Origin of the sequence: Microbacterium sp. NPDC076895, from assembly GCF_040687115.1 — a bacterium.
GTDB lineage: Bacteria > Actinomycetota > Actinomycetes > Actinomycetales > Microbacteriaceae > Microbacterium.
Genome location: NZ_JBFBMQ010000013.1, coordinates 71,369 through 97,405 on the forward strand (window position 1 = coordinate 71,369; position 26,037 = coordinate 97,405).

The window sequence follows — 26,037 nt, forward strand, 5'->3', positions numbered from 1 at the left end:
CCGCGACGAGTCGGCGGCAGCATTACTGATCGAGCGCTTCGCGCATCGTCGCCAGGTGCGACAGGTCTGGCGAGAGCTCCCCCGCCTCGATCCGATGCGCCAGCGCGACCACCTGGGCGTTGACGGGGGTACGGATGCCGTGAGCAGCCCCGCGCGCCACGACATGCCCATTGAGGTCATCAACCTCGCTCCGACGCCCCTTGCGCCAGTCCTGCAGCACCGTCGTGGTCGCTCCCGGCACGACGAAGCTCGCGAACAGCTTGTCTGTCATGATGTCGACGACCCGGTCTGGATCACGGATGTCATCCGCGGCCAGACCGAAGATAGGCAGAACAGGGTGGCCATCCGCCACGCCAACACGTAGCGCTTCGTTGCCTGCGGAGATCATGACGTCCCGGTAGCCCGGCGTTCGCAGCGCATCGAGCATCGGCAGCCCCAGGATCGCGGACGTGACCAACAGAGTGCTGTTGCTCACGAGCTTCATCCACTTCGCCGCGAGGATGTCGTCGAAGACCTCTACGGTGCCCGACAACCCGAGGATGCGGGCAAGTTCCGGGATGCGATGAGCTGGCCCTCGCTCATCAACGGTGCCGACGGCGAACCACGACCGGGAGGCGGGAGTGTGTCGATGCACGACGCCCGGGTCAGTCATCGTCGCGGAGCACTCGATGACGCAGCCGAGCGTGCGCTCGGCGCCAACAGCCTCGGCGATGACGCTGGCTGTCATCCCGTTCTGGACGCCGACCAGGACGCCGTCCTCGGCGAGGTATGGCTCGATGAGTCTGCTCACCCACGGCGCGTCGTAGGCCTTGACGAGCATCAGGACGACATCGAACCGACCACGAAGTTCGGCAACCTGGCAGAAGTGACGCACGTCAGGCTGGACATGAACCTCACACTCGGGGCTGATGATCTGCAAACCGTCGACCCGCATCTTCTCGACATGAGCGGGCCATTGCTCGATGAGCGTGACGTCCTCGCCCGCACGGATCAGGTCAGCACCGATCGATGACCCATTGGCGCCAGCGCCTACAACCGCGATTCTTGTCATCACTGACCTTCCCGTCACCCGCGCTGGAACACTCGCACGATACAGCAGCGGCGTACATATGCGCCCTGGAGGCCTCGAAGACGCCCCCATAGACTGCTAGTGTTCACTATTACTGGACACTATCAGCGTAGAGAGCGGACAGCATGATCCTCCACCTCGCATCCTTCCGGTGGGTCGACAGCGTCACCGACGACGATGTCGACCGGCTGACGGCGGCCCTGACCGCGATGGCGGCACAGATCCCCGAGCTTCGGTCGTATGTCGCAGGGCCGAATCTCCATCTGCGCCCCGGCGGAATGGACTATGCCGTCGCCGCGGTCGTGGATGACGAGGCGGGTCTGCATGCGTACCTCGACCATCCCGCTCATGCTCAGGTCTATGCCGACCTCATGGGCCACATGCTCGCCGACCGCGCGGCCGCGCAGCTTCCACTGACCGAGGGCAGCCTGGCATGAATGCCATGCGCGCTGCAGTCCTGCACGATGTGCATGATCTTCGCATCGACGATGTTGCCGTCCCCTCCCCGGGCCCCGGCGAGGTGCTCATCCGAGTTGGGGTGTGCGGTGTCTGCGGGTCGGATGCCACCGAGTTCGGTCGGGGACTCGTCCTCGCCCAGCCGCCGGTCACCCTCGGTCATGAGTTCGCCGGCACCATCGAGCAGGTCGGTCCGGGAGTATCCGAGCTGACGGTCGGCGCAACGGTCGTGTGCGGCGCCGGACTCTCGTGCGGCGAGTGCAAAATGTGTCGTGCGGGGCGCACGAACCTGTGCACGTCGTATACGACCTTGGGTTTCCACCACAACGGGGGCCTCGCCGGATACGTCGTCTGCCCCGCCGAGATCGTGTGGGATGCCTCAGCCAGCGGGCTGACGCTCGACACGCTCGGCCTCGCACAGCCGATGGCCATCGCGGTTCACGCGGTTCGGCGATCCGGCTTGCAACCGGGCCAGGATGCCGTTGTCGTCGGCGTGGGTGGCATCGGTGCCTTCATCACGCACGCTGCGGCGGCGACGGGCGCGCGGGTGCTGGTGACAGACCTCAACGCACCGCGACTAGAACTGGCGCGGGCACTCGGCGCTGCCGACACCGTACAGGCTGGCGACCAGAGCCTGCGCGACACCCTCAGCGAACGCGGGATCGTGCCCGATGTCTTCTTCGAGGTGTCCGGGTCTGCGCCGGGACTCGCGTCGGTCCTCGACGCTGCCAGCCCTGGCGCGACGATCGTCCCGGTCGGTATCCAGCGCGGTGAGCCTGCACTGCCGCTCGGCTCGTGGACCCTGCGGGAGTACACGATCGTCGGCACGGTGGCTCACGTGTACCGGGATGACATTCCCGAGGCCGTTCGGCTGCTGGCTGCGCGCGGCGATTGGTCGGATGTCGCCGCTGACGTCCTTCCGCTGGATGAGGTTGTCGACGGGGCTCTTCAGCCGTTGCTCAGCGGCGCGCCGGGCCAGGTCAAGACACTGATCGACCCATGGACCGAGGGGCGCAGGGACGCCGTTCACGGCCGCTCACACGCCTGACGCGGGCGACCCGCCCAACAGTAGTCCGCGTCAGGGCAGCCGTTCCATTGCCCGCAGCACGTCGACGGCGGACGCCGGTGCGGCGGGCTGGGATACCGCCCCCGGAGCTACCGGCAGCGCCTCATTCTGCGGCCTCCGACCGAACACGAACCACACCCCGCGCGCAATGCTGTCCGAGTGGTTCACAAACAGGTGCGGCCGCATCGAGTCGAAACTCAGGGAATCGCCCGGGTGCAGGACGTACGTATCGAAATCCAGCTGCAGGGTGAGCTCACCCTCGAGGAGGTACGCGTACTCGACTCCCGCGTGGCGCATCAGCCGGTCCTCCACGGAACTGCTGGCGCCGGGCTGGTACGTCACCAGCAGCGCATCGGCAGGGCCTCCGGGAACACTGGCGAGCTTCTCCCAGCGAACGCCGTTCTCCATCTCGATCACCGGGTACTCGGCAGCGCGCCGGACAGTTGACGCATCCGGTGGTGTGGGAACTGGGGCAACGGGCGACGGACTCGCCGTGGGAACGTTGCCGACCAGCTCGTCCAACGACACTCCGAGGTGGTTGGCCATGGCGAACAGAGTCGAGACCGACGGCTGCGTCTTTCCGATCTCCACCTGCGAGATCAACGACGCGGAGACGCCAAGAGCCTGCGCCAGCGAGCGAAGGCTCATGCCCTTCGCAGTGCGCACCTCGCGGAGCTTGGCTCCCAGGCCCTCGGTCATGATCTCCCACCAGCGCAGCCACTGGTCAGCCGCGAACGTCCGCTCATTCTAGGGCAGGACCTGTGCACAGCCGTGGACCGCCGCGTCCTACATCAGCACGGTTCCGCGGTCGACCGGCAGGTTCACTGCCGAGACGCCTCGGTTGCGCAACAGGAATTGGGTGGCATCGACCACATCGGCCATCGTCGCGAGTTTGCCACCCGGAGTGTGTCGTTCGTACTGCTCCAAGACGCCCTCGGGCTTGGATGCCCAGAACGGGCTGTCGCCGATGATCCCCGGGTGGATCGCGTTGACACGGATCGGCGCGAGTTCGAGCGCGAGAGTGTTGATCAGGCCCGTGACGCCGCCGTTGATGGACGAGACGGTGGTCGACCCCGGGTATGGCAGATCCTTCGCGCGTCCGCCGAACAGCACGATCCCCGTATCGACAGTCGGTGCCATCCGGTCCAGGAGCGCTCGAACGGTGGCCGAGTACCCGACGAGTTTGAGCGTGACCAGGCGGACCGCACGATCGATGTCGTAGTCGCGGATCGAATTGGCGTCCCGTTCGATAGCCGCAAGGACGAGCCCGTCTACCCGTTCGATGTCGGCGAGTTGGTGCGCGATGCTGTGCGGCTCAGAGATGTCCAGGGCCACACCGCTCGCACCCTCACCGAGACCGCGCGCGATCTCGGTGGTGCGGCCGAGATCGCGGCCCGTGATGACGACCTTCTCTCCCCGCGCGAGACAGTCCTTGGCAATCTCGAGTCCAATACCGGATGTTCCGCCGACAACGACGATGGTCCGTTCGCTCACGGTCTTTCCTCACGCTCTCTTCGCGCCGACGAAGTACAACTGGACATCAGTGTCCAGTAGGGCTTTACTTGAGTGAACTCGACCCACGGGTCGATGTCAAGCACGCCGCTGACGGAGGGAGCCTCGATGAAGAGCACGGGAACGACGGGTACCGCCGCTGTCGATTGGGAGCAGCGCGTCGACTTCGAACGGCTTCGCGATGCGCGCCTAGCGCGCTTGCACGCGGAGCTTGAACGCTCCGACCTCGGAGCGGTGCTCGCTTTCGACTTCTCCAACATCCGCTACATGAGCGGGACGCACATCGGCACGTGGGCGATGGACAAGCTCATCCGATTCGCCTTGCTCACGCGCAAGACCGACCCGATCGTGTGGGACTTCGGCTCGGCGGCGAAGCACCACGCGCTTTACAACCCCTGGCTCGACGTCACGTCGGCAGAGGCAGACGCCGATCCCCATTCGCCGCACGAAGGAGCCAAGCGGCCCCGGCTCGAAAGCGGTGCTCGCGCCGGCATCTCGACCCTGCGCGGAGCCTTTCCCCCGGACGCTGACCTGGCCGGGGACGTCGCGCGAAAAGTGAAGCGCGAACTCGAGAAGTTCGGCCTCGCAAACGAACCGCTCGGAGTCGACGTCATCGAGATGCCCGTCCTGATCGCTCTTCAACGAGAGGGGATCGAGGTCGTGGACGGTCAGCAGGTGTTCATGGAGGCCAGGCGCATCAAGACCTCCGACGAGATCCGACTGCTCACGCAGGCCGCGAGCATGGTGGATGCAGCCTACGAGGAGCTCTACCGGTTCCTGCGTCCCGGCGTGCGCGAGAACGAGGCAGTCGGGGTCGTCGCCAAAACGCTCTACGACCTCGGCTCCGAGTACGTCGAAGGTGTCAACGCCATCTCCGGGGAGCGCTGTTCGCCGCATCCGCATGTGTTCAGCGACCGGCTGATCCGCCCCGGCGACCCCGCGTTCTTCGACATCCTGCACAGCTTCAACGGCTACCGCACGTGCTACTACCGCACGTTCGCCGTCGGATCGGCCAGCCAGGCGCAGAAGGATGCGTACACCCGTGCGCGCGAGTACATGGACCGTGCGATCGCTCTCGTCCGCCCGGGCGCGACGACCGCCGACATCGCCGCCGTCTGGCCCCGCGCTGAGGAATTCGGCTTCCCTGACGAGATGGCGGCATTCGCGCTGCAGTACGGCCACGGCGTGGGACTGTCGATCTGGGAGAAGCCGATCTTCTCGCGACTCACGTCGTTCGATCACCCCGAAGTCCTGGAGGAAGGTATGGTCTTCGCACTGGAGACGTACTGGCCCGCCGCAGACGGCTGGGGGGCAGCGCGCATCGAGGAGGAGGTCGTCGTGACTGCCGACGGATGCGAGGTCATCACGAAGTTCCCCGCGGAGGAACTCATCGTCGCCGGGCGCCGCTACTACACGATCGACGGGCCACTGAACCTCAACCGGGACTCGCAGTCGCATCGCAATACCGTCTGGGGACGCGGCGAAGCGTGAGTACCATCGGCTTCCTCGGGCTGGGCTCCATGGGATCGGCCATGGCGGGCCGTCTCATCGACGCCGGGCATGAGGTTCGCGTCTGGAACCGGTCGCCCGACGCCGTCGCGGCTGCGGTGTCTCGCGGAGCCGTGCGGGTCGACGCTCCCGAGGAAGCACTCGCATGCGCGATCTCGTTCTCGATGCTCGCCAACGACGAGGCGATGCAGGCCGTGATGACGCAGAACCGCATCGCGGTTCTGCGTGGGCGGATCCATGTCGCCATGGCATCGATCAGCCCCGACCTGGCAGCGAGCCTGGCCGATCAGGTGACGGCGGCGGGAGGGACGTACATCGCTGCGCCCGTTCTCGGACGTCCGTCTGTTGCCGCGGAGGGCGAACTCAATATCCTCGTCGCCGGCAGCCCGAGCGCCGTCGGCGAGATCCGGCCCTATCTGGATGCCATGGGAAAGCGCGTGTGGATCCTCGGCGAGCGGCCGTCGGTGGCCAATGCGGTCAAGGCAGCCGTGAACTACAACATCATCCATGCGATGCAGGCGATCGGCGAGTCGGTTGCCATGACCGAACGACTCGGAGTTCCCGCAGAAACCTTCACGGAGTTGCTCTCGAGCACCCTGTTCGGCGGGGTCGCATACAGCGGCTATGGCGACATCATCGCGGCACAGCGGTATTCCCCGCCCGGTTTCCATATCGCGCTCGGGCGAAAAGACCTCGATCTCGCGGAGCAGGTTGCACGCTCGGTGGGCGTGAGCCCCGCCACACTTCCCGCGCTCACCGCCGTCTTCGAGGCAGCCCTTGCCCACGACGACCTGAAGGACCTGGACTGGAGCGCGATCGCAGAAGTGAGCCGGCGAGATGTCCCGATCCTCGGGGAGACAGCCGCTGAATAGTGATACTGGACAAGGGTGTCCAGTAGTGCTTTATTGGGAGCACCGACCGCAAATCAAGGAGGATGAGCGTCAATGCCCGAGAGCCCGCTGCCCCAACCCGGACAGCCTGTCGTGTTCCGGCGGGGCATCGTCGTCACGATGGACGATGCCCATACAGTCCTGCCGCACGGTGACGTCCTCGTCGTCGACGGCAAGATCGCCGAGGTGGGAGAGAACCTCGCCGTTCCCGATGGCACGTTCGAGATCGATGCGAAAGGTGGCATCGTCATGCCAGGGATGGTGGACACCCACCGTCACATGTGGCAGACCGCGATGCGCGCCTACGGCGCCGACTGGACTCTGACCCAGTACTTCGTGTGGTACTACCTGCAGCACGGCATGAAGTTCCGCCCTCAGGACATCGCGGCAGGCAACCTGATCTCGGCGCTCGACGCCGTCGAATCCGGCGTGACGACCAGCGTCGACTGGTCGCACGGACTGCGCACGATCGAGCATGGCGAAGCCGCGTACGAAGCGCTGGCAACCTCACCGGGTCGCTTCGTCTTCGCCTACGGCAACCTCGCCGGCTCGCCCTGGGAGTGGACGGCTGACCCCGCGATCCAGGATCTTCTGGTTCGCTCACGGGATGACTCCCGCATGTTCGGCACGCAGATCGCCTTCGACGTACCGAACCAGGACGACGCGTTCCCTGAGCTTGCCGCGTACCGCGTTGCCGAAGAGCTCGGGCTGCCCGTGACGACGCACGCCGGCGTGTGGGGTGCAACCAACGATTGGGGCATCCGCAATGCATACGACGCCGGTGTGATGAAGGAGGGCTACACATACGTTCACGCGGCATCCTTGTCGGCGGAGTCCTACCAGAAGATCGCTGCGACGGGCGGAAACGTCTCTCTCGCGACGGAATCCGAGGACACGTGCGGCCAGGGCTATCCACCGGTTCATCAGCTGCGGCGTTACGGCATCCCGGCATCGCTCTCGGTGGACACCAGCGTGTGGTTCAGCGCCGACCTGTTCTCGGCGATGCGCGCCACCGTGAACGCGGACCGTGCCCTGGAGCACTACCACGCCCACCAGCTCGAGCCCGCGGAGACCGTGACTCATGTGAAGCTTCGCGCCGAGGAAGTCGTTCACATGGCCACCCGCGGTGGAGCCGCAGCGATCGGCAAGGACCACCTCATCGGGTCGCTCGAGAAGGGCAAGCTCGGCGACGTCGTGCTGCTCAAGAACGACGCGTCGGCCACCTGGGCGCCGCTGATCAACCCCTGGGGCCAGATCGTCTACCAGGCACAGCGCGGTGACGTGCACACGGTGCTGGTCGGCGGTGAAATCGTCAAGTCCGAGGGCGCCCTCGTGGCCGGTGACTTGCCGGGGGTGAAGGCCAAGCTCGAAGACACCGTCTCGTACCTGGAACGCGAGGTCGGTGACGACTGGATCGCCGGGCAGTTCCCCGAGATCCCCGAGGCCGAGGTTCTGTACAACCCGTATCAGTACAAGAAGGACTGATACGGCCCAGCATTCAGTCTGCTCAGCGGCGGCGTCGATCTCGGCGCCGCCGCTGAGTTCGTTCGGCCCTGCCTATTCGGCCCGCAGGGTCGATACCTGGTACAGCGCGACGGATGCCGCGATTCCAGCGTTCAGGGACTCGGTAGCTGCCGAGATCGGGATCGAGACGATCTGGTCGCACGTCTCGGTCACGAGTCGCGAGAGCCCCTTGCCTTCCGAGCCGACGACGATCACGACGGGACGATCGGCGAGCTCGAGCGCGGGAAGAGACACGTCGCCGTCGCCATCGAGGCCGAGCACGAATACGCCCTGCTTCTTGAACTCCTTGAGCGTTGTCGTGAGGTTCGGGGCGATGGCCACCGGAATACGGGCTGCAGCTCCCGCCGAGGTCTTCCACGCCGCCGAGTTGACCCCGGCCGAGCGGCGCTGCGGGATGATGACACCCTGACCGCCGAAAGCTGCGGTCGAACGGATGATGGCGCCGAGGTTTCGCGGATCGGTGACGCCGTCCAGCGCGACCAGCAGCGGCACCTGGCCCGTGCCGATCACCTTCTCCAGCAGGTCCTGCGGGTGCGCGTACTCGTAGGGCGGCACCTTGAGGGCCACCCCCTGGTGCACGCCGTCAAAGCCCGCCATTCGATCGAGCTCGGGCCTCGTGACCTCGAGCACGGGAATCTCTCGGTGCGCCGCGATCGAGAGCATCTCTTTGACGCGGTCATCCATCTCCACACGCTGGGCGATGTAGAACGCGGTAGCGGGGATGCGAGCGCGCAGCGCCTCGAGGACGGAGTTGCGACCGGTCACGGTCTCGGTGTCGTCGTTCTGCTTTGGCCGACCACCGCGGTTCGGGTTCGAGCCCGCGGCCCGCGCTCCGGGTCGCCCCGTGCCCCCGGCAGCGGCGTAGCGCTCCTGCGCAGCCTTCCGCTTGCCGGCAACGTGCCAGCTGCGGTCCTCGGCTTTGGGAGTCGGACCCTTGCCCTCGAGCGACTTGCGGCCCAGCCCACCGGTGCCTTTGGTTGCACCCTTCTTGGTGGACTTGCGCGCGCCGGGGCGCCCTGGCTTGCTCATGCGATACTCCAATGCGTTCCGTCGGGCCCGTCTTCGAGGGTGACCCCGGCAGCCGCGATCGCGTCGCGGATGCGGTCAGCCGCGGCCCAGTCTTTCTCTGCGCGCGCGCGAGCGCGCTGCTCGATGAGTTCTTGCAGCAGAGCGTCCAGCGCAGGCGCCTCCGCACCCGAACTCGATGCCCACTGCGGGTCAAGAGGGTTGAGTCCGAGGATGCCGGTCAGAGTGGCAACCTCTCCCGCCAGCGCTCGTGCCGTTTCGGTGTCGCCGGCGTCGAGGGCGGTGTTGCCCTCGCGGACTCGCTCGTGGACGACGGCAAGGGCCTGCGGAACGCCGAGGTCGTCATCCATCGCCGCCGCGAACGCGTCGTTACCGTACGAGAACCGGCCATAGTCACCGTGCCGCCCCACCCGCTCAAGGAAGGTACGGATGCGGTCAAGAGCCGCCTCGGCCTCGTCGAAGGACTTGGGCGAGAGATCGAGGTTCGAGCGATAGTGGGCGGCAGCCAGGGCGTAGCGCACGACGAGGGGATCGTGCTCGTCCAAGACATCCCGCGCCAGCACGAAATTCCCCAGCGACTTGGACATCTTCTGACCCTCGACCGTGACCAGTCCGTTGTGCACCCAGTAGCGGGCGAATCCGTCGCCTGCTGCGCTGGACTGGGCGAGTTCGTTCTCGTGGTGCGGGAAGCGCAGGTCAAGGCCACCGCCATGGATGTCGAACTGGTCGCCGAGGTAGCGGCGCGCCATGGCCGAGCACTCGATGTGCCAGCCCGGACGACCTCTCCCCCACGGGGAGTCCCACGTCGCATCCCCGGGTTCGTCCGGCTTCGCGCCCTTCCACAGCGCGAAGTCGCGCACGTCGCGCTTACCCCGTGGGTCGGCATCGACAGCCGGCGCCATGTCATCGATCGACTGGCGCGTCAGCTCTCCATACGCAGTCCACGAGCGCACATCGAAGTACACGTCTCCAGCAGCATCAGATCCGGGCTCAGCCGCGTAGGCGTGACCCGCACTGATCAGCTGGTCGATGAGCGCGATCATCTGCGGGATGGATCCAGTGGCCCGCGGCTCGTACGTCGGCGGGAGGATGCCGATCGCAGCGTAAGCGGCGGCGAACTCCCGCTCGACCCGGTAGGCGAGCGCCCACCACGGTTCGGAGTCGGTAGCGTTGGCCAGCACCTTGTCGTCGATGTCGGTGACGTTGCGCACGAAGGTCACGCGGCCGTGGCGCTGGGTCAGCCAGCGCCGCAGGATGTCGAAGGCGAGTGCGCCGCGAAGGTGGCCGATGTGCGGCCCGGACTGCACGGTGGGCCCGCACACGTAGACCGTGACGTTGCCCGGATCCAGCGGCGTGAAAACGCGGAGCTGCTGGGCGCGGGTGTCGTAGAGCTGCAGGGCACCCCGCCCCTCAGCCGTCACCGCATCCGTCATCCCTTCAGCCTACCGGCGAGGCCCTCGGAAACCGCCCCGGTGGCCTCCCGGTGACCTCCCGCTGACCGCAGCCACCACGCCGGACAGGCTGTGATCTGAGGTAGAACTGTGGACGTGACTTCCTCCCGCGCAGCGCTCGAGATCCGCCTCGATGACCTCAGCGGCGAGCCGACCCGGGCGTTGATCGCAGCTCACCTGTCGGACATGCGCTCGATCTCTCCCGAAGAGAGTTGCCACGCTCTGGATCTCAGCGGGCTACAGCAGCCCTCCGTCCAGGTGTGGTCAGCGTGGGTCGACGGCGAACTTGCCGGCGTCGGCGCCCTTGCGCAGCTCGACGCAACCAATGGCGAGCTCAAGTCGATGCGTGTCGCAGACAGCCACCGGGGCGAGGGTATTGGGCGCGCGATGCTGGAGCACCTGATCGGCCGGGCGCGCCAGGTCGGAATGTCGTCGCTGTGGCTCGAGACGGGCTCGACACCGGAGTTTCTTGCGGCCCAGCGCCTGTATGAATCTGCGGGCTTCGTTCGCTGCGAGCCGTTCGGCAGCTATGTGCTCGATCCCTACTCCGTCTTCATGACGAAGAAGCTGTAGCGACGGATGGCGTCGGTCTAGCGCGCCGGAACCACCAGTGCCACGGCGAACGCCGCCACGCCCTCGCCGGTCCCGGTGAAGCCGAGCCCGTCAGTGGTTGTGGCCGAGACCGACACTGGCGCACCGCCGAGAGCTCGGGAGAGCACAGCCTCAGCCTCGGCACGCCGCCCGGCAAACCGGGGCCTGCGCGCCTGAACCTGCACCGAGACGTTACCGACCCGGTACCCCGCCTCGCCGAGCAGTGCGAGCGTCCGGCCCAGGAAGGCTTCAGCGTGGGCTCCGTCGTATTCCGGACGGTCGGTGCCGAAGTGGGTGCCGATGTCGCCGAGCCCGGCCGCCGCCAGCAGCGCATCGACGATCGCGTGAGCCACCGCGTCTCCGTCTGAGTGCCCTGACAAGGCCTGCTCTCCCGGCCACTCCAGCCCGGCGAGCCACAGGGATCCGTCACCGCCGACGGCGTGGACATCGGTTCCGATGCCCACGCGCGGAAGCGGCAGATTGCCCAACGGTGACGAAGCGCGTGGCAGGGGCGACACGAGGGCTCGCGCACGGTCAAGGTCGGCGGGGGTCGTGATCTTGAACGCGATAGCGTCCCCGGGAACCGTCGTGATCGCGTGCCCGGCCGCGGCCACAACCGCCGCGTCATCCGTGTACTCGCGGTCGGCAGCGGTGTAGGCGCTCTCAAGAATGCTGCGCGCAAACCCCTGCGGCGTCTGCGCGGCAGTGAGGCTCGACCTGTCGACGACGCCGACGATGGCGTCCCCATCCATCTGCCGGATCGTGTCGACGACGGGCATGACCGGGACGACTCCGGCAGCGCCGGCCTCAAGTGCACCGATCACCCGCTCGAAGACGTCGGGTGGTGTGAGAGCCCGCGCAGCGTCGTGCACGAGGACATACTCGATGTCTCCCCAGAGCGCAGCAAGGCCAGCAGCCACGGATGCCTGCCTGGTGGCGCCGCCGGCAACGACGGTCAGGAGGTCTCGCCGTTCTCCAGCGGCTTCCTCGGCATCCGTCAGCGCATCGCCCTCGCGACCGCTGGGCGCGACAACGATGACCTGCATCGGTGGCGCCGCGAAGATGCCGCGCAGACAATGGCGCAGGATCGTGTGGTCGTCGAGCCCAACGAAGGCCTTGGGCACGCCGGCGTCGAGCCGGGTACCCGATCCGGCAGCGACGACGATGACGGCGACGCGGGGAACCGGGATGATGCTCACGGATGCCACGCTACAACGCGGCACCACACGCTCAGGAGGCGAGAACCTCGTCGAGCAGGACGCTTGCCTTCTCTTCGTCGGTCTTCTCAGCCAGAGCCAGCTCGGAGATCAGGATCTGCTTGGCCTTGGCCAGCATGCGCTTCTCACCGGCCGAAAGCCCGCGGTCCTGATCACGGCGCCACAGGTCGCGCACGACCTCGCTCACCTTGATGACATCACCCGACGCAAGCTTCTCGAGGTTCGCCTTGTAGCGGCGCGACCAGTTCGTGGGCTCCTCGGTGAACGGGGCGCGCAAAACATCGAAGACGCGCTCGAGACCGTCCTTGCCGATCACATCACGGACGCCGACCAGGTCGACGTTCTCCGCCGGGACCTCGATGATCAGATCGCCTTGAGTGACGTTGAGTTTCAAGTACTTCTTGGTCTCGCCTTTGATGACGCGTTCCTTGACCTCGATGATTGTTGCGGCCCCGTGGTGCGGGTAGACAACCGTCTCGCCAACCTCAAAAAGCATGGAGTTATGTTCCTTTCGGCAAACTCCAGAATACCACAGGGCGCATACGCTAGAGTTCGCCACCCACTCTCCCGCGCGGGCCTTCCGTAGCTTCAGCGAGGCGTAAGCCGAGGGGTCGCAACCCCGTAGAATGCATCGTGAAGCCGTCATCCGCTCAAGGAGGATCCGTGAAATCGCGCCTCATCGCGTCGCTCGTTGTGGGCACCGCCCTCGTCCTCGGAACCTCGGGATGCAGCCTGATCTCCGCACACGCGACGACGATCGAGTATTCGGCAGCCGAAGGAACCAACGTCCCCGACGAGTCGGGTCCCGTGCAGATTCGCAACACGGTGATCGTTGCCAACGACGAAGGCACCGAAGGTAACTTCCTCGCCGCATTCATCAACAACACTGACGAGACCTACGTCGTGCACATCGACTTCGCCGATGGCGTCACCGAGCAGGTCATCGTCCCGGCAGGATCCGTCAAGAGCCTCGGCGAGGATGCTGACCCCATCCTGGTCCGCGAGCTGAACACTCCCCCGGGAGCCACACTCTCGGCATCCTTCCAGTCCGGCGACGGTGTCACGTCCGTTGTCTCGGTGCCGGTTCTGGGCGGCGAACTCGAGTACCTCGCGCCTTTCGTTCCCTGAGTCTTCCCGAACGACACACGTCGGCCCCACCTCTGTTCGAGAGCGGGGCCGACGTTATTGCTGACGCCGGCGCGAGTCAGGACTCGAAGCGATAGCCGAGCCCGCGGACGGTCACGAGCATGGTCGGGTCGCTCGGATTCTTCTCGATGCGTGAGCGGATGCGCTTGATGTGAACATCCAGGGTCTTCGTGTCACCGAAATAGTCGGTTCCCCACACGCGGTCGATGAGCTGACCGCGTGTGAGCACCCGGCCCGCGTTGCGCATGAGCACCTCAAGGAGCTCGAATTCCTTCAACGGCATGCTGATCTCACTGCCGTCAACGGCAACGGTGTGACGGTCGATGTCGAGCGTGACGCGGCCGCCTTCGAGGAGGCGATCGTCCAGGTCAGCCTCCGCGGTGGCCAGCCGACGCAGCACGGCTCGCATCCGAGCCAAGAGTTCGCGGGCCGAATAAGGCTTGGTCACGTAGTCGTCTGCGCCGAGTTCGAGCCCCACGACAATGTCGACCTCGGAGTCCTTTGCGGTGAGCATGATGATCGGAACGGACGACGACGCACGAAGCTGCCGACACACCTCGGTCCCGGGCATCCCGGGAAGCATGAGATCGAGCAGCACGATGTCCGCCCCCAGCTCGCGAAACGAGGCCAGGGCCGTGGGACCGTCTTCAGCGATCTCGACCTCATATCCCTCACGGCGCAGCAGATAAGCGAGCGGGTCGGCGAGGTCTGGCTCGTCCTCCACCAGTAGCACGCGAGTCATGCGGTTTCTCCATTTCCTTCTCGGACCGCGGCGGTGTTTGTCTCCGCCGCGGCCGTTCCGTTCAGCACAGCGGTGGCGCCGCTCGTGGTCAGTACGGCATCAGAAGCCAGCAGCTTCTTCTGCTTCTTCTTGACCTTCTTCTCCTTGCGGGCGCGCTTGCGCGGTGGCCCGTCGAGCGGCGAATCGATCAGGGGAAGCCGAATCGTGAAGGTCGAGCCGCGGCCCTCGCGTGACCAGAGGCGAACGTCGCCGCCGTGGCGCTGCACGGCGTGCTTGACGATCGCCAGACCCAGGCCCGTTCCTCCGGTGCGGCGCGAACGCGCCTGATCTGCGCGGTAGAACCGTTCGAAGACACGGTCCTGGTCTTCTTCGGAGATTCCGATACCCCGGTCAGTGACCGCGATCTCGACCACGCCGTCGGCGGCTTTGACCCCGATCCCGACGCTCGATCCCTTGGGCGAGTAGGCGATCGCGTTGGCGATCAGGTTGCCGACGGCTTCGCTCAGGACCTGTGCATCGCCGCGGACGAACAGTCCCCGCGTGCCCCCGCGGACGAGTTGCACTCCTGCGGAATCGGCCTGGATCGCGTGGGCTTCCACGGCAGAAGCGATGATCTCATCGATCGAGGCATCCCGTTCATCGTTGAGCTCATCTGCTGCCTGCAAGCGTGACAGGTTCATGATGCGAGATGTGAGAGTGGCCAGTCGCGTCGCCTCGGCAGAGAGCCGGGAGGCGAACACCCGCACCTGCGCGGGGTCGTCGGATGCCGATTCGATAGCCTCGGCCAGCAAGCTCACTGCCCCCACCGGAGTCTTGAGCTCGTGACTCGTGTTGGAGACGAAGTCGCGCCGCATCTGCTCAACGCGCTCTTTCTCGGTGATATCGCGCAGGACGAGCAGCATCAGCCGGGAAGTGAGGGGCGTTGCCCGCACGGTGACCAGGCGCAACTCTCCCGGCCCGGTGCCCCGGCGAATGCGGAATGTTGCATGGGAAGCGGCGTCAGCATCGCTGACTCGGCGTGCGACTCCGCGCAGCTCGGGGGTCGGCAGGAGGCGCCCCTCGGTCAGCTCGAAGGGCGCCGCGGACGCCGACGCCGCAATGATCACGCCCGCCGAATCCAGGACGACCGCTGGATCGTCAAGTCCCTGCAGAACCATCCGCGCTCCCTGGGGAACGTCCATGTCGGCACCGTACTCGGCGCGCTCCCGAGCCCGTAGCGCCAACAGGATGACGGTTGCCAGACCTGCACCGATCAGCAGCCCCACCAGGAGGCCAAGAAGGGCGATCTGCGCAGGTTGCATGGAAACAGCGTACGGGCGGCCCGGACGGCGCCATCGCGAGCGGTGGTCGTGCCCACCCCGGGCGCGTCACTATTCACCGGGACGGCACTGTCCGTTAACCTTCGGTGGCGAGAATCACTGGGTCGTCTGGCATCTGCCGGCCGACAACACACGAAAGGGATCGGAATGCGCGAAGTCTTCCACCAGTCGCTCGAAGATGTGCAGAACCGTCTCGTCGAGATCTCCGGGATGGTCACCACTGCGATCGAGAAGGCGACAACGGCGTTCAAGACCAGCGATGTCGCCCTTGCCGAAGAAGTGATCGCGGCCGACGCCGAGATCGACGACAAGGCCCACGAGCTTGACGAGATCGCCATCGAGATCATGGCCCGCCAGCAGCCCGTGGCCCGTGACCTGCGGATCGTCGTGATGGCTCTGCGGGTGAGCGCCTCGCTCGAGCGCATGGGCGACATTGCCGAGCACATCGCTCAGCTGACGCGCCTGCGTTTCCCCGAGCGCGCCATCCCCTCAGGTCTGAAGTCGACGTTCCAGAAGATGGGCGAACTCGACGTCGAAGCTGCCCGCAAGCTGACGCAGCTCCTCGACACCGAGGATCTGGCCCTCGCCGACCAGATCCGCGACATCGACGACCAGGTCGACGATCTGCACGTCAGTGTGTTCGAGAAGGTCCTCAGTGACAGCTGGTCGGGCGAGCCCGCACAGACGGTGGATGCCACCCTCGCGAGCCGCTATCACGAACGTTTCGTCGACCACGCCGTCTCGGTAGCCAAGAAGGTGCAGTACCTGGCTGAAGGTGGCGAGTTCTACGCCGGCGACGGGGCCAGCGCTGGAGAGTAACTCCCCGCCGCACGAACGAGAAGAGCGGATGCCTCACGCGAGGCATCCGCTCTTCTCGTTTCCAACGACAGTCGGTTACTTCTTGCCCTGGGCGGCGACGGCAGCCGCACCGGCAGCCGCGGCCTCGGGGTCCAGGTACTCGCCAGGACCGAGGGGGACGAGGTTCTCGTCGAGCTTGTAGACCAGCGGAATGCCGGTCGGAATGTTGAGCTCGGCGATGTCAGCGTCGCTGATGCCGTCGAGGTGCTTGACGAGGCCCCGCAGCGAATTGCCGTGGGCGGTCACGAGCACCGTCTTGCCGGCACGCAGGTCGGCGGCGATGTCGCTCTCCCAGTAGGGCATCATGCGATCGATGACGAGCTTGAGGGACTCCGTGCGGGGCACCTCACCATCGATTCCGGCATAGCGCGGATCGTGGACCTGGCTGAACTCGCTGTCATCGGCCAGCGGCGGCGGCGGCACATCGAACGAGCGGCGCCACAGCATGAACTGCTCGGGTCCGAACTCCTCGAGGGTCTGCGCCTTGTCCTTGCCCTGCAGCGCGCCGTAGTGACGCTCATTGAGGCGCCAGGTGCGCTTCACGGGAATCCACAGGCGGTCGGCGGCATCCAGCGCGATGTTGGCGGTTTGGATGGCGCGGCTCAGCAGCGACGTGTGCAGCACGTCGGGGAGGATGCCCTGCGCGGCCATCAACTCGCCACCCCGGCGAGCCTCGGCCTGCCCCTGTTCAGTGAGCCGCACATCGACCCATCCAGTGAAGAGATTCAGCTCATTCCACTCGCTCTGGCCGTGTCGGAGAAGGATCAACGTGTATGGCTCGGTCATGGCCCTCATGATATCGGGGCGCGGTGTCGCGGCGGTTGCGAGGTAGGCCGTGAAAGCTCCCCTCGCTGCACACCGGGATCGCTCGCAGCGCTGGCATCATGGGGGCGTGCCCTCTCCTCGCTCCGCGCCGACCGGGCGCCCGACGCGGGGGACAACGGGCACGAATCGGCTGCGTCGCGTCGACCGGTGGATTGCGCGGCATCCGGTGCTCCGTGTCGCATCCGACCCACTGGTCGTCGATCTCGGGTACGGCGCGACCGGCACCACGACGCTGGAGCTGGCGGCACGCCTGTCGCCGGTCAGGCCCGACATCGATGTCTTGGGGTTGGAGATCGACCCGGAGCGCGTCGAGCGGGCACGCGAACAACTGCGGGCGGTCCGCGCGGGTCTCACAAGTTTTGACCCTGACACCCGGGTCTCGTTCGCTCGAGGAGGTTTCGAGATCCCCGCACCCCGGCGTCCGATCGTCATCCGCGCCCTGAACGTCCTGCGCCAGTACGACGAGTCCGAGGTCGCGGCGGCGTGGTCCCACATGGCCGGTCGCCTGGCGCCAAACGGACTGCTCGTTGAAGGGACCTGTGATGAGATCGGGCGAGTCATGACCTGGGTTGTCGTCGGGCCGGATGCCGCACCTCGCTCCCTCACGGTGTCGCTGCGCCTAGCGGGGCTCGACTCACCGGCGGTCGCCGCCGAGCGGCTCCCGAAGGCCCTCATCCACCGGAACGTCCCCGGTGAGCGGATCCACACTTTCCTCGGAGATCTCACGCGCGAGTGGGACCGCGCCGCGCCGCTGTCGACGTTCTCGCCCGTCCAACGGTGGCGCGCAAGCCTGCAGGCGATGTTCGACGCGGGCTGGCCGCTTACCGGACGCCATCGGTGGCGGCTCGGCGAAGTCACCGTCCCGTGGGCCTCGGTCGCACCGCGCTGAGCCCACCCGGCGAATCAGATGCGTGGGACGGCGTGCGCGGCATCCTCGCCCGACATGCCCGCAGCGGTGAGCAGATCCACGGCAAGGGGCCGAAGCGCTGCGATGAGGTTCTGATCACCGAGCGTCGAATCGGGAAGGACAGTGGCAGGATCCAGCCGCACCGCGACAGCGCGAAGTGCCTCACGGGCGACCGGTTCCAGCGAAATGTCACGCATCGACTGAGCGATGAGGTCTGCCCCGCGGCCGAGGTCAGCGAGCAGATCGGCAGCGACGGGGCGGGGCTGCCGATCATCGACGAGGTACACCGTTCGGCGAGCGATCACCCGAAGGTTGCGGCAGGCAAAGTCCATCGCCTGCCAGATGCGCTGGTGGCGCGCGATCTCATGCCGCTGCGAGCGCAGGAACGGCGAGATGCGAGCAATCCCCATTCCCGATTCGAGCGTCAGCTTCCAGTCGTCGATGTCGGCCTGGAGGGCCCGCGCCTTCTCGAGGCCTCGCTGCGCGCGAACGCGATCTCCGCGGCGCAGGGCACGGATGATTGTTTCGGTGGCGCTCTGGAAGCGGGTAAAGAGCACCTCGCCGGAGGCGACCTCCGTGCGCTGCGGGCTGCGCGGGATGAGCGCTGTCACCAACAGTGCCGCAATTCCGCCGACCACTCCATCGATCAGCCGCAGCATCGGCGAACTGGTCGGGACGATCATGACGATGAGCGACTGAAGAGCAGCAGCTATCGCAAACCCCGGCTGGGGCGAGAGCAAGCGCGCGACGGCAAGGGTTGCGGCAAGTGCGAGGCCCAGCTGCCACCATCCGCTGCCGGCAACGAGGAGCAGCACCTCGGCTACGAGGATGCCGATGATCATGCCGATGACGGTCTCGAGGACGCGACGCGGCCGCGCATCGCGCACAAGCCCGAGGCTCGAGACTGTCACGGTCGCGGCAAGCAGCGGCGCGGGGTGTCCGAGCACATACACCGCGAAGGCATACGCGCCCGTTGCCGCGACCACGATCTGGACGATGGCGATGGATGACGCACGCAGCCGCATCCATCCCGGTCGCGGGCTGAACCTACTCCACCAGCGCACGCGAACCGGGAGCGTCAACGGCGCCGTCTCGTCGGGCGCCGCCGACCGTGACGGGCCCGGGTCTTGCCCGGCGTTCACGACCCGGACGGCGCTGCGGCGCTCGCGCGCCGGGAGAGCCGAGGCAGCCGGGGCACGGATGCTGCAGCACCGGCCTCGGGTGGGACGATCGTCTCGAGCCGGGCGGAGACGGCACCCTCCGCCGTCTCGACAGTCGCGTCGCCGTCGGGGGTCGTACGCCTCACGAGAGCCAATCCGATGGGTCCGTCATCCATATGAAGAGCCACGGAGGTGAGGACACCCACCTCGCCACCCGCGACGCGAACCTCGGACCCCGGCGGCGGCAGGATGCTGTCGGCACCGTCGAGGTGGACCGCCACAAGGCGTCGGGGAGGGTGACCGAGGTTGTGGACCTTGGCGACGGTCTCTTGCCCGCGATAGCACCCCTTGCTCAGGTGCACGGATGTTCGCAGCCAGTCCAGTTCGTGAGGCAGGGATCGCTCGTCGACCTCGCGTCCCCAGCTCGGACGCCACGCGGCGATGCGCAGGGCCTCGACGGCGAGCACGCCGGCCAGCGCCACATCGCCAGCCGCCGCAGCTTCCGCGATGCGGTCGCGCTCGGAAGCCTCGACGACGATCTCTGCCCACTCCCGCGCCTGCCCCGGATGCTCACCGACCGCGTACCCATATCCGCCTGCTGTGACTCCCGGCCACGGGTCACGCCAGACCAGAGGGACCCCCGCGGGCGCGAACGGCGTGAGCCCGGCAGCGTCGGGCGAGACCGCACCGATAACGGATACCTCATCGACGAGTCGGATCTCGACCCGCATCCGGAACCGCATCTTCGTCAGCCAGGCCACCAGCGGTTCGGCATCCGCGGTGTCTACCAGGAGCCAGGCGGTCTCGCCGTCGTCGACGATTCCGGCGGCGTGCTCGATGTGGCCGTTCGGATCCAGAATGAGCAGCTCGCTGCTTTCTCCCGGCGCGAGCCCGGCGACAGCCTGCGAAGTGATCGAGTCGAGCCACGCGAGCCGGTCGGGTCCGGCGACGCTGACGACTGAGCGGTTCTCGAGCGGAGCGACAGCCTCGCCCCTTACGAGTCGGCGCTGCTCGACGAGGGGGTTACCGACGTGCATCAGGATGCCGTCCTCGACCACAGCACCGGGTACCCGCTCGAATGCGGATGCCATCAGTCGACCTTCGCGAGTCGCGCCGAGGCGTGGGAAGCGAGCGCTTCCCCGAGTGCCGCAATATCCCACGCCCAGAGCAGGTGAGCATCGACCAGCCCGTACATGCGGGTCGCCGCGGAGTACGGCTTCGCCGATGCGGTGCGGATGACGGCATCCGTGGCGATGTCGATGCGGGGACCGCGGATCTGCCCGAGATAGAGCTCGCACACGCCATCGGAGTGCACGAGCGAGACCTCGATCTCGAACCCTCCCTCGGGGGTTCGGAGGGCCTCGACATCGTCGACCGTCAGCGGCGAGCCGCCGGCGGCGGCGGGAAGCAGGCCGGGCCCGGGCATGGCGTCGGTCGCGGGGATCGCCAACCGCCAGTATCCGGTTTCGCTCACGAGCGCTGTCCGTGGCCCGGCAGGATCCTCGGCATCCAGCAGCCAAGCCTGAGCCGAGTAGTTGAGATGGTCGCCGCCGTCGTGGCTGAAACTCACCCGGTGATGAAACTCACCGGTGAAGTGCGTGCCGTCGGTGTCGTAGTCGATGACACCGGTGCCCTCCCATACGCCCACCAGCCACGACAGTGGCGCAAGCTCGGCGGGGAGGTCGGTGGGAAGATCGATCACGGCGCGTCAGCGCTGGCCGCGGTACAGATTCTTCACGACGACACCCGAGACGAACACGATCGCGAGCGACGCGAGCGCAAGAAGGCCCACGAAGAAGAGTTCGAGCGCTACCAGGTCCATAGGCCCACTCTATCCCGGATTCGCCGCGATCACCCGGCTCAGGATCATTGCGGGACGATCGAGGCGAGCCCGAAGCCGAGGCTGATCACGCCGAGCACGACCGCCGCCCCCAGAGTGCTCAGCGCGACGCGCTCGACGAAGGCCTGAGACCGCCCATAGGCCAGCTGCACCGCGAAGGCCAGCACGACACACAACCCGAGAGCTACGCCGAGCCAGGCGATTCGCCACTCGGCAGGCACAAAGAAGCCGATGATGGTGCCGGCGACCGCAGCGGCCACCCACACAGTGACGATCCCGCCGAAGGCACGGCGTGGAGCAAGCGGTGGCAGGTCCATCGCCCCATTGTCTCCTATGTGCGGAGGACACCCTAAACTGAGGGGCGCGGTGCGCCTCCGGCACCGGGAGGATGTCAGCGTGGCACAGCTATTGGTTCTGAGTTCCGCCCCAGGCGGAGGAGCAGCCCTGCCCGCGCTCGAGCTGCTGAGTCATCGCACGCGGCAGATTCCCGCCGAACCCGCCCAACTGGTGAATGCGCCCAGCGCCGACATCGTCTTCGTGGATGCCCGCACCGACCTCGTGGGGGCCAAGTCACTGTGCAAGATCCTGGGCACGACGGGGCTGGATGTCCCACTCATCCTCATCGTGACCGAGGGTGGCCTCACGGCGGTTTCGCCGGATTGGGGCGTCGATGACGTCATCCTGGTCACCGCGGGTCCGGCCGAAGTCGATGCGCGGGTACGCCTGGCGATCGGCCGGATGGCCAAAGAACAGGTCTCCACGCGTATCCAGACCTCGGGCATCACGATCGACGAGTCGTCATACTCGGCCAAGGTTCACGGGCGCCCGCTCGACCTGACTTACAAGGAGTTCCAGCTCCTCCACTTCTTCGCCACCCACCCGTCGCGGGTCTTCACCCGCGAACAGCTGCTCAGCGAGGTGTGGGGATACGACTACTTCGGGGGCACCCGAACCGTCGATGTGCACGTCAGACGGCTCCGGGCCAAGCTCGGCGACCTCGAGCAACTCATCGGCACCGTGCGCAACGTCGGATACCGCTTCAACGTCTACGAGGATGACGCGCCGCCGCCGCCGCGCGAGCGCACCGACGCCTGACGACGAAAACTGTTCACGCGCGAGTCACGTAGCGCTGACAGGATGGAACCATGATCGACCACGAGGTTCTCGACACCGGGCTCGGCGACGAAGATGACGACGACTTCGACTCAGCGGCAGCCGCCGATGATCTCCTGCCCATTGACCGCTTCCTGGATCGTGAGCTGAGCTGGCTCGCGTTCAATCAGCGTGTCCTTGAGCTGGCAGAGGATCCGGGTCTGCCGCCGCTGGAGCGAGCGAACTTCCTCGCGATCTTCGCGAGCAACCTCGACGAGTTCTTCATGGTCCGCGTCGCGGGGCTCAAGCGCCGCATTGTGACCGGACTTGCGGTGCCCACCAACATCGGCACCTCCCCCGAAGACGCCCTCGCCGACATCTCGGAAGAGGCACACCGGCTACAGCTGCGCCACGCTGACGCCTGGAGCCGCCTGGTCGCACCGGCGCTCGCGGAGGCCGGGGTCGAGTTCGTCTCGTTCGCGTCACTCGGTGACGATGAGCGGTCCCGCCTCTCCGAGTACTTCCACGACCAGGTCTTTCCCGTTCTCATGCCGCTGGCCGTGGACCCGGCCCACCCCTTCCCATACATCTCGGGCCTCTCGCTGAACCTGGCGATCCGCATCCGCAACGCGCGGACGGGGCGTCAGGAGTTCGCGCGTCTCAAGGTGCCGCCGATGCTGCCCCGGTTCGTCGAGATCTCACGCGAGGGCGAGCGCGTGCGCTACCTCGCGCTCGAAGACCTCATCGCCAACCACCTCGGCGATCTGTTCCCGGGGATGGAGGTCCTCGACCACCACGCGTTCCGCCTCACCCGCAACGAAGACATGGTCATCGAAGAGGACGAGACCGAGAACCTCATCCAAGCCCTCGAAGCAGAACTCATGCGCCGCCGGTTCGGCCCTCCGATCCGCCTCGAGGTGACCGAGGACATGGACGAGCTGACCCTGAAGCTGCTGATCAGCGAGCTCGATATCACCGAGCAAGAGGTGTACCGGATTCCGGCGCCATTGGACCTGCGGGGGCTGTTCGGGCTGAGCCGCCTGAACCGGCCCGAGCTCAAGTACAAGCCGCACCTTCCCACGACGGCCATCGCGTTCCAGCCCGGCGATAACAACGAGCGCTCCGACATCTTCAGCGCCATCCGCAGCGGAGATGTCCTGGTCCACCACCCGTACGAGTCCTTCGCGACGAGCGTCCAAGCCTTCCTCGATCAGGCGGCCAAGGATCCCCAGGTCCTGGCGATCAAACAGACGCTCTATCGCACGTCGGGCGACAGTCCCATCATCCAGTCACTCATCGACGCCGCCGAAGCCGGCAAGCAGGTTCTCGCCCTCGTCGAGGTGAAGGCCCGCTTCGATGAAGCCGCGAACATCGTGTGGGCGCGCAAGCTCGAGAAGGCCGGCGTCCACGTCGTGTACGGCCTGGTCGGCCTCAAGACCCATTGCAAGCTGGCCCTGGTCATCCGCGAGGAGGAGGGGACGCTCCGCAGCTACTGCCACATCGGCACCGGCAACTACAACCCCAAGACCAGCCGGATCTACGAGGACTATGCGCTGTTCACGGCCGATGAGCAGGTCGGGCGAGACCTCACGCGCCTGTTCAACGAGCTCTCTGGCTATGCGATCGAGAAGAAGTTCAAGCGCCTGCTGGTCGCGCCGCTGCACCTGCGCAAGGGGCTGCTGCGCCTCATCGAGACCGAGCGTCGCAATGCTGTTGAGGGCAAGCCCGCCCGCATCCGGATCAAGGTCAACTCGATGGTCGACGAGCAGATCATCGACGCGCTCTACCGCGCAAGTCAGGCTGGCGTTCCCGTGGAGATCTGGGTGCGCGGTATCTGCTCGATCAGGCCGGGCGTGCCGGGGCTGAGCGAGAACATCACGGTGCGCAGCATCCTCGGCAGGTACCTCGAGCACTCGCGGATCTTCGCGTTCCATAACGGCGGCGATGAGCAGATCTACATCGGCAGTGCCGACATGATGCACCGAAACCTTGACCGCCGGGTCGAGGCGCTCGTGCGGGTGACCGACCCGACCCACCTCAGCCAGCTGATGACGTTCTTCGATCTCGCGATGAGCGACGCCACCAGCTCCTGGTGGCTCGACCAGACGGGCACGTGGGTGCGCCACCACCTCGACGAACACGGCAACCAGCTTGCCGACCTGCAAGACCTGACCATGACCGATGTGCAGAGCCGGCGACGGGCGCGAGCCACACGATGACCGATACTCTCACCGTTCCGGACCCCACCATGTCAGAGAACATCGTTTACGCAGCCGGTGGCGTGCTGTGGCGCCTCGTCGAGGGCAAGCTTCGCATCCTGCTGATCCACCGAACCCAGTACCGCGACGTCACCCTGCCCAAGGGCAAAGTCGATCCCGGCGAGACCCTCGCCGAGACCGCGGTCCGCGAGATCCACGAAGAGACCGGTATCCGCGTCTCATTGGGGGTCCCCGTGGGTGTGTCGACGTACCACATGCCCTCCAAGCGCAACAAGGTCGTGCACTACTGGGCGGCAGAGGCCACGGATGCCGCCATCAAGGCCTCGTCGTTCGTCCCGAACAAAGAGATCGCCGCGCTCGAATGGGTCTCCGCGAAGAAGGCCCGCGCGAAGCTCAGCTATCCGGTCGATGTCGAGATCCTGGACAAGTTCCTCGAGATCCGCGACAAGGATGTGCTGCGCACCTTCCCGATCATCGCGCTGCGCCACGCCAAGGCCGTGCCGGCCGACGAGTGGGACGGATCGGATGCGTCGCGCCCGCTGGCTCTTCGCGGACGCAAGCAAGCCAACGCCCTCGTCGGGCCACTTCTCGCGTTCGGCGCGCGCCGGATCGTGTCGAGCCCCGCGGTTCGGTGCGCCAAGACCGTCGGGCCGCTTTCTGCCGCGCTCGGGCGCCGTGTCGACTATTCGCCGCTGATCAGTCAGGACGCATGGGAGGAGGGCGCGACAGACGCCCGTACGGTCGTCGGAGCGCGGGTCCGCTCCCGCAAGCCCGCGGTGCTCTGCAGCCACGGGCCCGTGCTTCCCGAGATCATCCAGGAACTCGCGATGGCAACCGGGTCGTTGATGGGTTCGCACCTGGGCAACGCGTCAGGGCTGTCACCGGGCGGATTCTCGGTCGTGCACCTGTCGACCGACAATCCGGGTTCAGGGATCGTGGCGATCGAGACGCACCAGCCCTCCGTGTGAGCGGACCGATCCGGCTCGGTTGGGCAATGGCCCCGGACCGTCGCTTGCGCCGCGAGGTCGCGTGGCAGCTCGTGCGAGAACTGATCGGTCAGCCCGGCATCCGGATCTCGAACCGATGCCCGCGGTGCGGCGCTGACCACGGTCCCCTCGAGGTCGAGGGCGCGGCGGTGACCGCGAGCGTGTCCTACGCCGCAGCATGGGCGGTGGTGGCGCTGGCGCCCGCTGCCGCCGGGACCGTGGGTGTGGATGCCGAACCCGAGGTCGACCCCCGGCGCGACCGGACGGGCCTGACCGGTGTGCTCGGTGCTCGCCCCGCCACGACGCGCGACTGGGTGCGCGTAGAGGCCGCGCTGAAGGCCGATCGGCGGGGGCTGCGCGTCGAACCGGGGCTCGTGCGGGTGACCGGCACCGACAGCACTGACGGCACTGGCGATGAGACCGGCGCGCCGTGGCGTGCCCGCGTCCCGGGGCGCACTCGCGCGATCTTCGGCTGGGACCTCGACGGACCCCCGGGGGTTCTCGTCAGTGCCGCGCTCGCCGACCTTGAACCTGCCGACAGCTGATATGTGACTGATCCTTGTCAAGTGGCAGGGGAAAGAGCACCCGGAGTGATCGAGCTCCGGGTGCTCTTTCGTTGGGTCGGCGGTGTC

The 26,037-nt window shown here is 66.6% G+C and carries 27 protein-coding genes; 13 read left to right on the top strand and 14 right to left on the bottom strand.

Features of this window, described 5'->3' with window-relative positions; all coding sequences use genetic code 11:
- Positions 1-22 precede the first annotated feature (22 nt).
- A complete protein-coding gene (locus tag AB0O89_RS11720; RefSeq protein WP_363497704.1) occupies positions 23-1,051 on the bottom strand; it encodes a 2-dehydropantoate 2-reductase in 1,029 nt (342 codons plus the stop codon).
- Between the two features lie 143 nt (positions 1,052-1,194).
- On the opposite strand from AB0O89_RS11720, the gene AB0O89_RS11725 reads away from it, so the two are divergent.
- The gene (locus tag AB0O89_RS11725; protein ID WP_363497707.1) at positions 1,195-1,506 is read left to right on the top strand and encodes a Dabb family protein; all 312 of its coding nucleotides are present in this window, start codon (positions 1,195-1,197) and stop codon (positions 1,504-1,506) included.
- A complete protein-coding gene (locus AB0O89_RS11730; protein ID WP_363497710.1) occupies positions 1,503-2,573 on the top strand; it encodes an alcohol dehydrogenase catalytic domain-containing protein in 1,071 nt (356 codons plus the stop codon). Before AB0O89_RS11725 ends, AB0O89_RS11730 begins: the two co-directional genes overlap by 4 nt.
- 30 nt (positions 2,574-2,603) lie before the next feature.
- On the opposite strand, the gene AB0O89_RS11735 is transcribed toward AB0O89_RS11730, so the two are convergent.
- Both AB0O89_RS11735 and AB0O89_RS11740 read right to left on the bottom strand, forming a co-directional pair.
- The gene (locus AB0O89_RS11735; protein WP_363497713.1) at positions 2,604-3,290 is read right to left on the bottom strand and encodes a helix-turn-helix domain-containing protein; all 687 of its coding nucleotides are present in this window, start codon (positions 3,288-3,290) and stop codon (positions 2,604-2,606) included.
- Between the two features lie 87 nt (positions 3,291-3,377).
- Entirely contained in the window at positions 3,378-4,085 is a 708-nt protein-coding gene (locus AB0O89_RS11740; protein WP_363497716.1) for an SDR family oxidoreductase, read from the bottom strand.
- A gap of 126 nt (positions 4,086-4,211) precedes the next feature.
- Between AB0O89_RS11740 and AB0O89_RS11745 the strand changes: the two genes are divergently transcribed.
- The 3 genes from AB0O89_RS11745 (at position 4,212) to AB0O89_RS11755 (ending at position 7,987) form a co-directional block, all read left to right on the top strand.
- On the top strand, positions 4,212-5,594 hold the full coding sequence (locus AB0O89_RS11745) for a Xaa-Pro peptidase family protein (protein ID WP_300594340.1): 1,383 nt from the start codon (positions 4,212-4,214) through the stop codon (positions 5,592-5,594).
- Positions 5,591-6,484 carry an NAD(P)-dependent oxidoreductase gene (locus AB0O89_RS11750; RefSeq protein WP_300594337.1) on the top strand — a complete coding sequence of 298 codons (894 nt, stop codon included), beginning with the start codon at positions 5,591-5,593 and terminating at the stop codon, positions 6,482-6,484. The genes AB0O89_RS11745 and AB0O89_RS11750 overlap by 4 nt, the downstream gene beginning before the upstream one ends.
- Positions 6,485-6,556: 72 nt before the next feature.
- Positions 6,557-7,987, top strand: a complete 1,431-nt coding sequence (locus AB0O89_RS11755) for an amidohydrolase family protein (RefSeq protein WP_300594334.1) — start codon at positions 6,557-6,559, stop codon at positions 7,985-7,987.
- Between the two features lie 72 nt (positions 7,988-8,059).
- Here the strand turns inward: AB0O89_RS11755 and rlmB are convergent, their stop codons facing one another.
- Positions 8,060-9,055, bottom strand: coding sequence for a 23S rRNA (guanosine(2251)-2'-O)-methyltransferase RlmB (gene rlmB, locus AB0O89_RS11760; RefSeq protein ID WP_363497721.1), 996 nt, complete (start codon positions 9,053-9,055; stop codon positions 8,060-8,062).
- The gene (gene cysS / locus AB0O89_RS11765) at positions 9,052-10,485 is read right to left on the bottom strand and encodes a cysteine--tRNA ligase (protein ID WP_363497724.1); all 1,434 of its coding nucleotides are present in this window, start codon (positions 10,483-10,485) and stop codon (positions 9,052-9,054) included. The genes rlmB and cysS overlap by 4 nt, the downstream gene beginning before the upstream one ends.
- Positions 10,486-10,599: 114 nt before the next feature.
- On the opposite strand from cysS, the gene AB0O89_RS11770 reads away from it, so the two are divergent.
- On the top strand, positions 10,600-11,076 hold the full coding sequence (locus AB0O89_RS11770; RefSeq protein WP_363497727.1) for a GNAT family N-acetyltransferase: 477 nt from the start codon (positions 10,600-10,602) through the stop codon (positions 11,074-11,076).
- A gap of 17 nt (positions 11,077-11,093) precedes the next feature.
- Here the strand turns inward: AB0O89_RS11770 and ispD are convergent, their stop codons facing one another.
- Complete coding sequence (gene ispD, locus AB0O89_RS11775) at positions 11,094-12,293, bottom strand: 2-C-methyl-D-erythritol 4-phosphate cytidylyltransferase (protein ID WP_363497730.1); 1,200 nt, start codon at positions 12,291-12,293, stop codon at positions 11,094-11,096.
- 31 nt (positions 12,294-12,324) lie between these two features.
- Positions 12,325-12,807: a CarD family transcriptional regulator gene (locus AB0O89_RS11780; RefSeq protein WP_195692045.1), complete on the bottom strand. Its 483-nt coding sequence runs from the start codon at positions 12,805-12,807 to the stop codon at positions 12,325-12,327.
- Positions 12,808-12,974: 167 nt separating this feature from the next.
- On the opposite strand from AB0O89_RS11780, the gene AB0O89_RS11785 reads away from it, so the two are divergent.
- Positions 12,975-13,439 carry a DNA modification methylase gene (locus AB0O89_RS11785; protein ID WP_363497734.1) on the top strand — a complete coding sequence of 155 codons (465 nt, stop codon included), beginning with the start codon at positions 12,975-12,977 and terminating at the stop codon, positions 13,437-13,439.
- A gap of 76 nt (positions 13,440-13,515) precedes the next feature.
- Here the strand turns inward: AB0O89_RS11785 and AB0O89_RS11790 are convergent, their stop codons facing one another.
- Positions 13,516-14,199, bottom strand: coding sequence for a response regulator transcription factor (locus AB0O89_RS11790; RefSeq protein WP_341579274.1), 684 nt, complete (start codon positions 14,197-14,199; stop codon positions 13,516-13,518).
- Positions 14,196-15,500 (bottom strand): ATP-binding protein, encoded by a 1,305-nt coding sequence (locus AB0O89_RS11795; protein WP_363497738.1) that lies wholly within the window; start codon positions 15,498-15,500, stop codon positions 14,196-14,198. Before AB0O89_RS11795 ends, AB0O89_RS11790 begins: the two co-directional genes overlap by 4 nt.
- 165 nt (positions 15,501-15,665) lie before the next feature.
- Between AB0O89_RS11795 and phoU the strand changes: the two genes are divergently transcribed.
- On the top strand, positions 15,666-16,337 hold the full coding sequence (phoU, locus tag AB0O89_RS11800) for a phosphate signaling complex protein PhoU (protein ID WP_363497741.1): 672 nt from the start codon (positions 15,666-15,668) through the stop codon (positions 16,335-16,337).
- 75 nt (positions 16,338-16,412) lie between these two features.
- Here phoU and AB0O89_RS11805 read toward each other — a convergent pair whose 3' ends face one another.
- Positions 16,413-17,162, bottom strand: a complete 750-nt coding sequence (locus AB0O89_RS11805; protein WP_363497744.1) for a phosphoglyceromutase — start codon at positions 17,160-17,162, stop codon at positions 16,413-16,415.
- 106 nt (positions 17,163-17,268) lie between these two features.
- Between AB0O89_RS11805 and AB0O89_RS11810 the strand changes: the two genes are divergently transcribed.
- A complete protein-coding gene (locus AB0O89_RS11810) occupies positions 17,269-18,090 on the top strand; it encodes a class I SAM-dependent methyltransferase (protein WP_363497747.1) in 822 nt (273 codons plus the stop codon).
- Positions 18,091-18,104: 14 nt separating this feature from the next.
- Here AB0O89_RS11810 and AB0O89_RS11815 read toward each other — a convergent pair whose 3' ends face one another.
- From AB0O89_RS11815 to AB0O89_RS11830, 4 genes are all read right to left on the bottom strand, one after another.
- On the bottom strand, positions 18,105-19,250 hold the full coding sequence (locus AB0O89_RS11815; protein WP_363497750.1) for an FUSC family protein: 1,146 nt from the start codon (positions 19,248-19,250) through the stop codon (positions 18,105-18,107).
- Positions 19,247-20,359 (bottom strand): folate-binding protein, encoded by a 1,113-nt coding sequence (locus AB0O89_RS11820; protein ID WP_363497753.1) that lies wholly within the window; start codon positions 20,357-20,359, stop codon positions 19,247-19,249. Before AB0O89_RS11820 ends, AB0O89_RS11815 begins: the two co-directional genes overlap by 4 nt.
- On the bottom strand, positions 20,359-20,970 hold the full coding sequence (locus tag AB0O89_RS11825; RefSeq protein ID WP_363497756.1) for an FABP family protein: 612 nt from the start codon (positions 20,968-20,970) through the stop codon (positions 20,359-20,361). Before AB0O89_RS11825 ends, AB0O89_RS11820 begins: the two co-directional genes overlap by 1 nt.
- A 164-nt stretch (positions 20,971-21,134) precedes the next feature.
- A complete protein-coding gene (locus AB0O89_RS11830) occupies positions 21,135-21,425 on the bottom strand; it encodes a hypothetical protein (RefSeq protein ID WP_300590447.1) in 291 nt (96 codons plus the stop codon).
- A gap of 79 nt (positions 21,426-21,504) precedes the next feature.
- Here AB0O89_RS11830 and AB0O89_RS11835 point away from each other — a divergent pair, with 79 nt between their 5' ends.
- From AB0O89_RS11835 to AB0O89_RS11850, 4 genes are read left to right on the top strand one after another with little or no spacing between them, the layout of a single operon-like run.
- Positions 21,505-22,203 (top strand): response regulator transcription factor, encoded by a 699-nt coding sequence (locus AB0O89_RS11835; protein WP_341579265.1) that lies wholly within the window; start codon positions 21,505-21,507, stop codon positions 22,201-22,203.
- Between the two features lie 50 nt (positions 22,204-22,253).
- Entirely contained in the window at positions 22,254-24,419 is a 2,166-nt protein-coding gene (locus AB0O89_RS11840; RefSeq protein ID WP_363497760.1) for an RNA degradosome polyphosphate kinase, read from the top strand.
- Positions 24,420-24,448: 29 nt separating this feature from the next.
- The gene (locus AB0O89_RS11845; protein ID WP_363497772.1) at positions 24,449-25,387 is read left to right on the top strand and encodes an NUDIX domain-containing protein; all 939 of its coding nucleotides are present in this window, start codon (positions 24,449-24,451) and stop codon (positions 25,385-25,387) included.
- A complete protein-coding gene (locus AB0O89_RS11850) occupies positions 25,384-25,950 on the top strand; it encodes a chemotaxis protein CheY (RefSeq protein ID WP_363497763.1) in 567 nt (188 codons plus the stop codon). The genes AB0O89_RS11845 and AB0O89_RS11850 overlap by 4 nt, the downstream gene beginning before the upstream one ends.
- Positions 25,951-26,037: the final 87 nt, after the last annotated feature.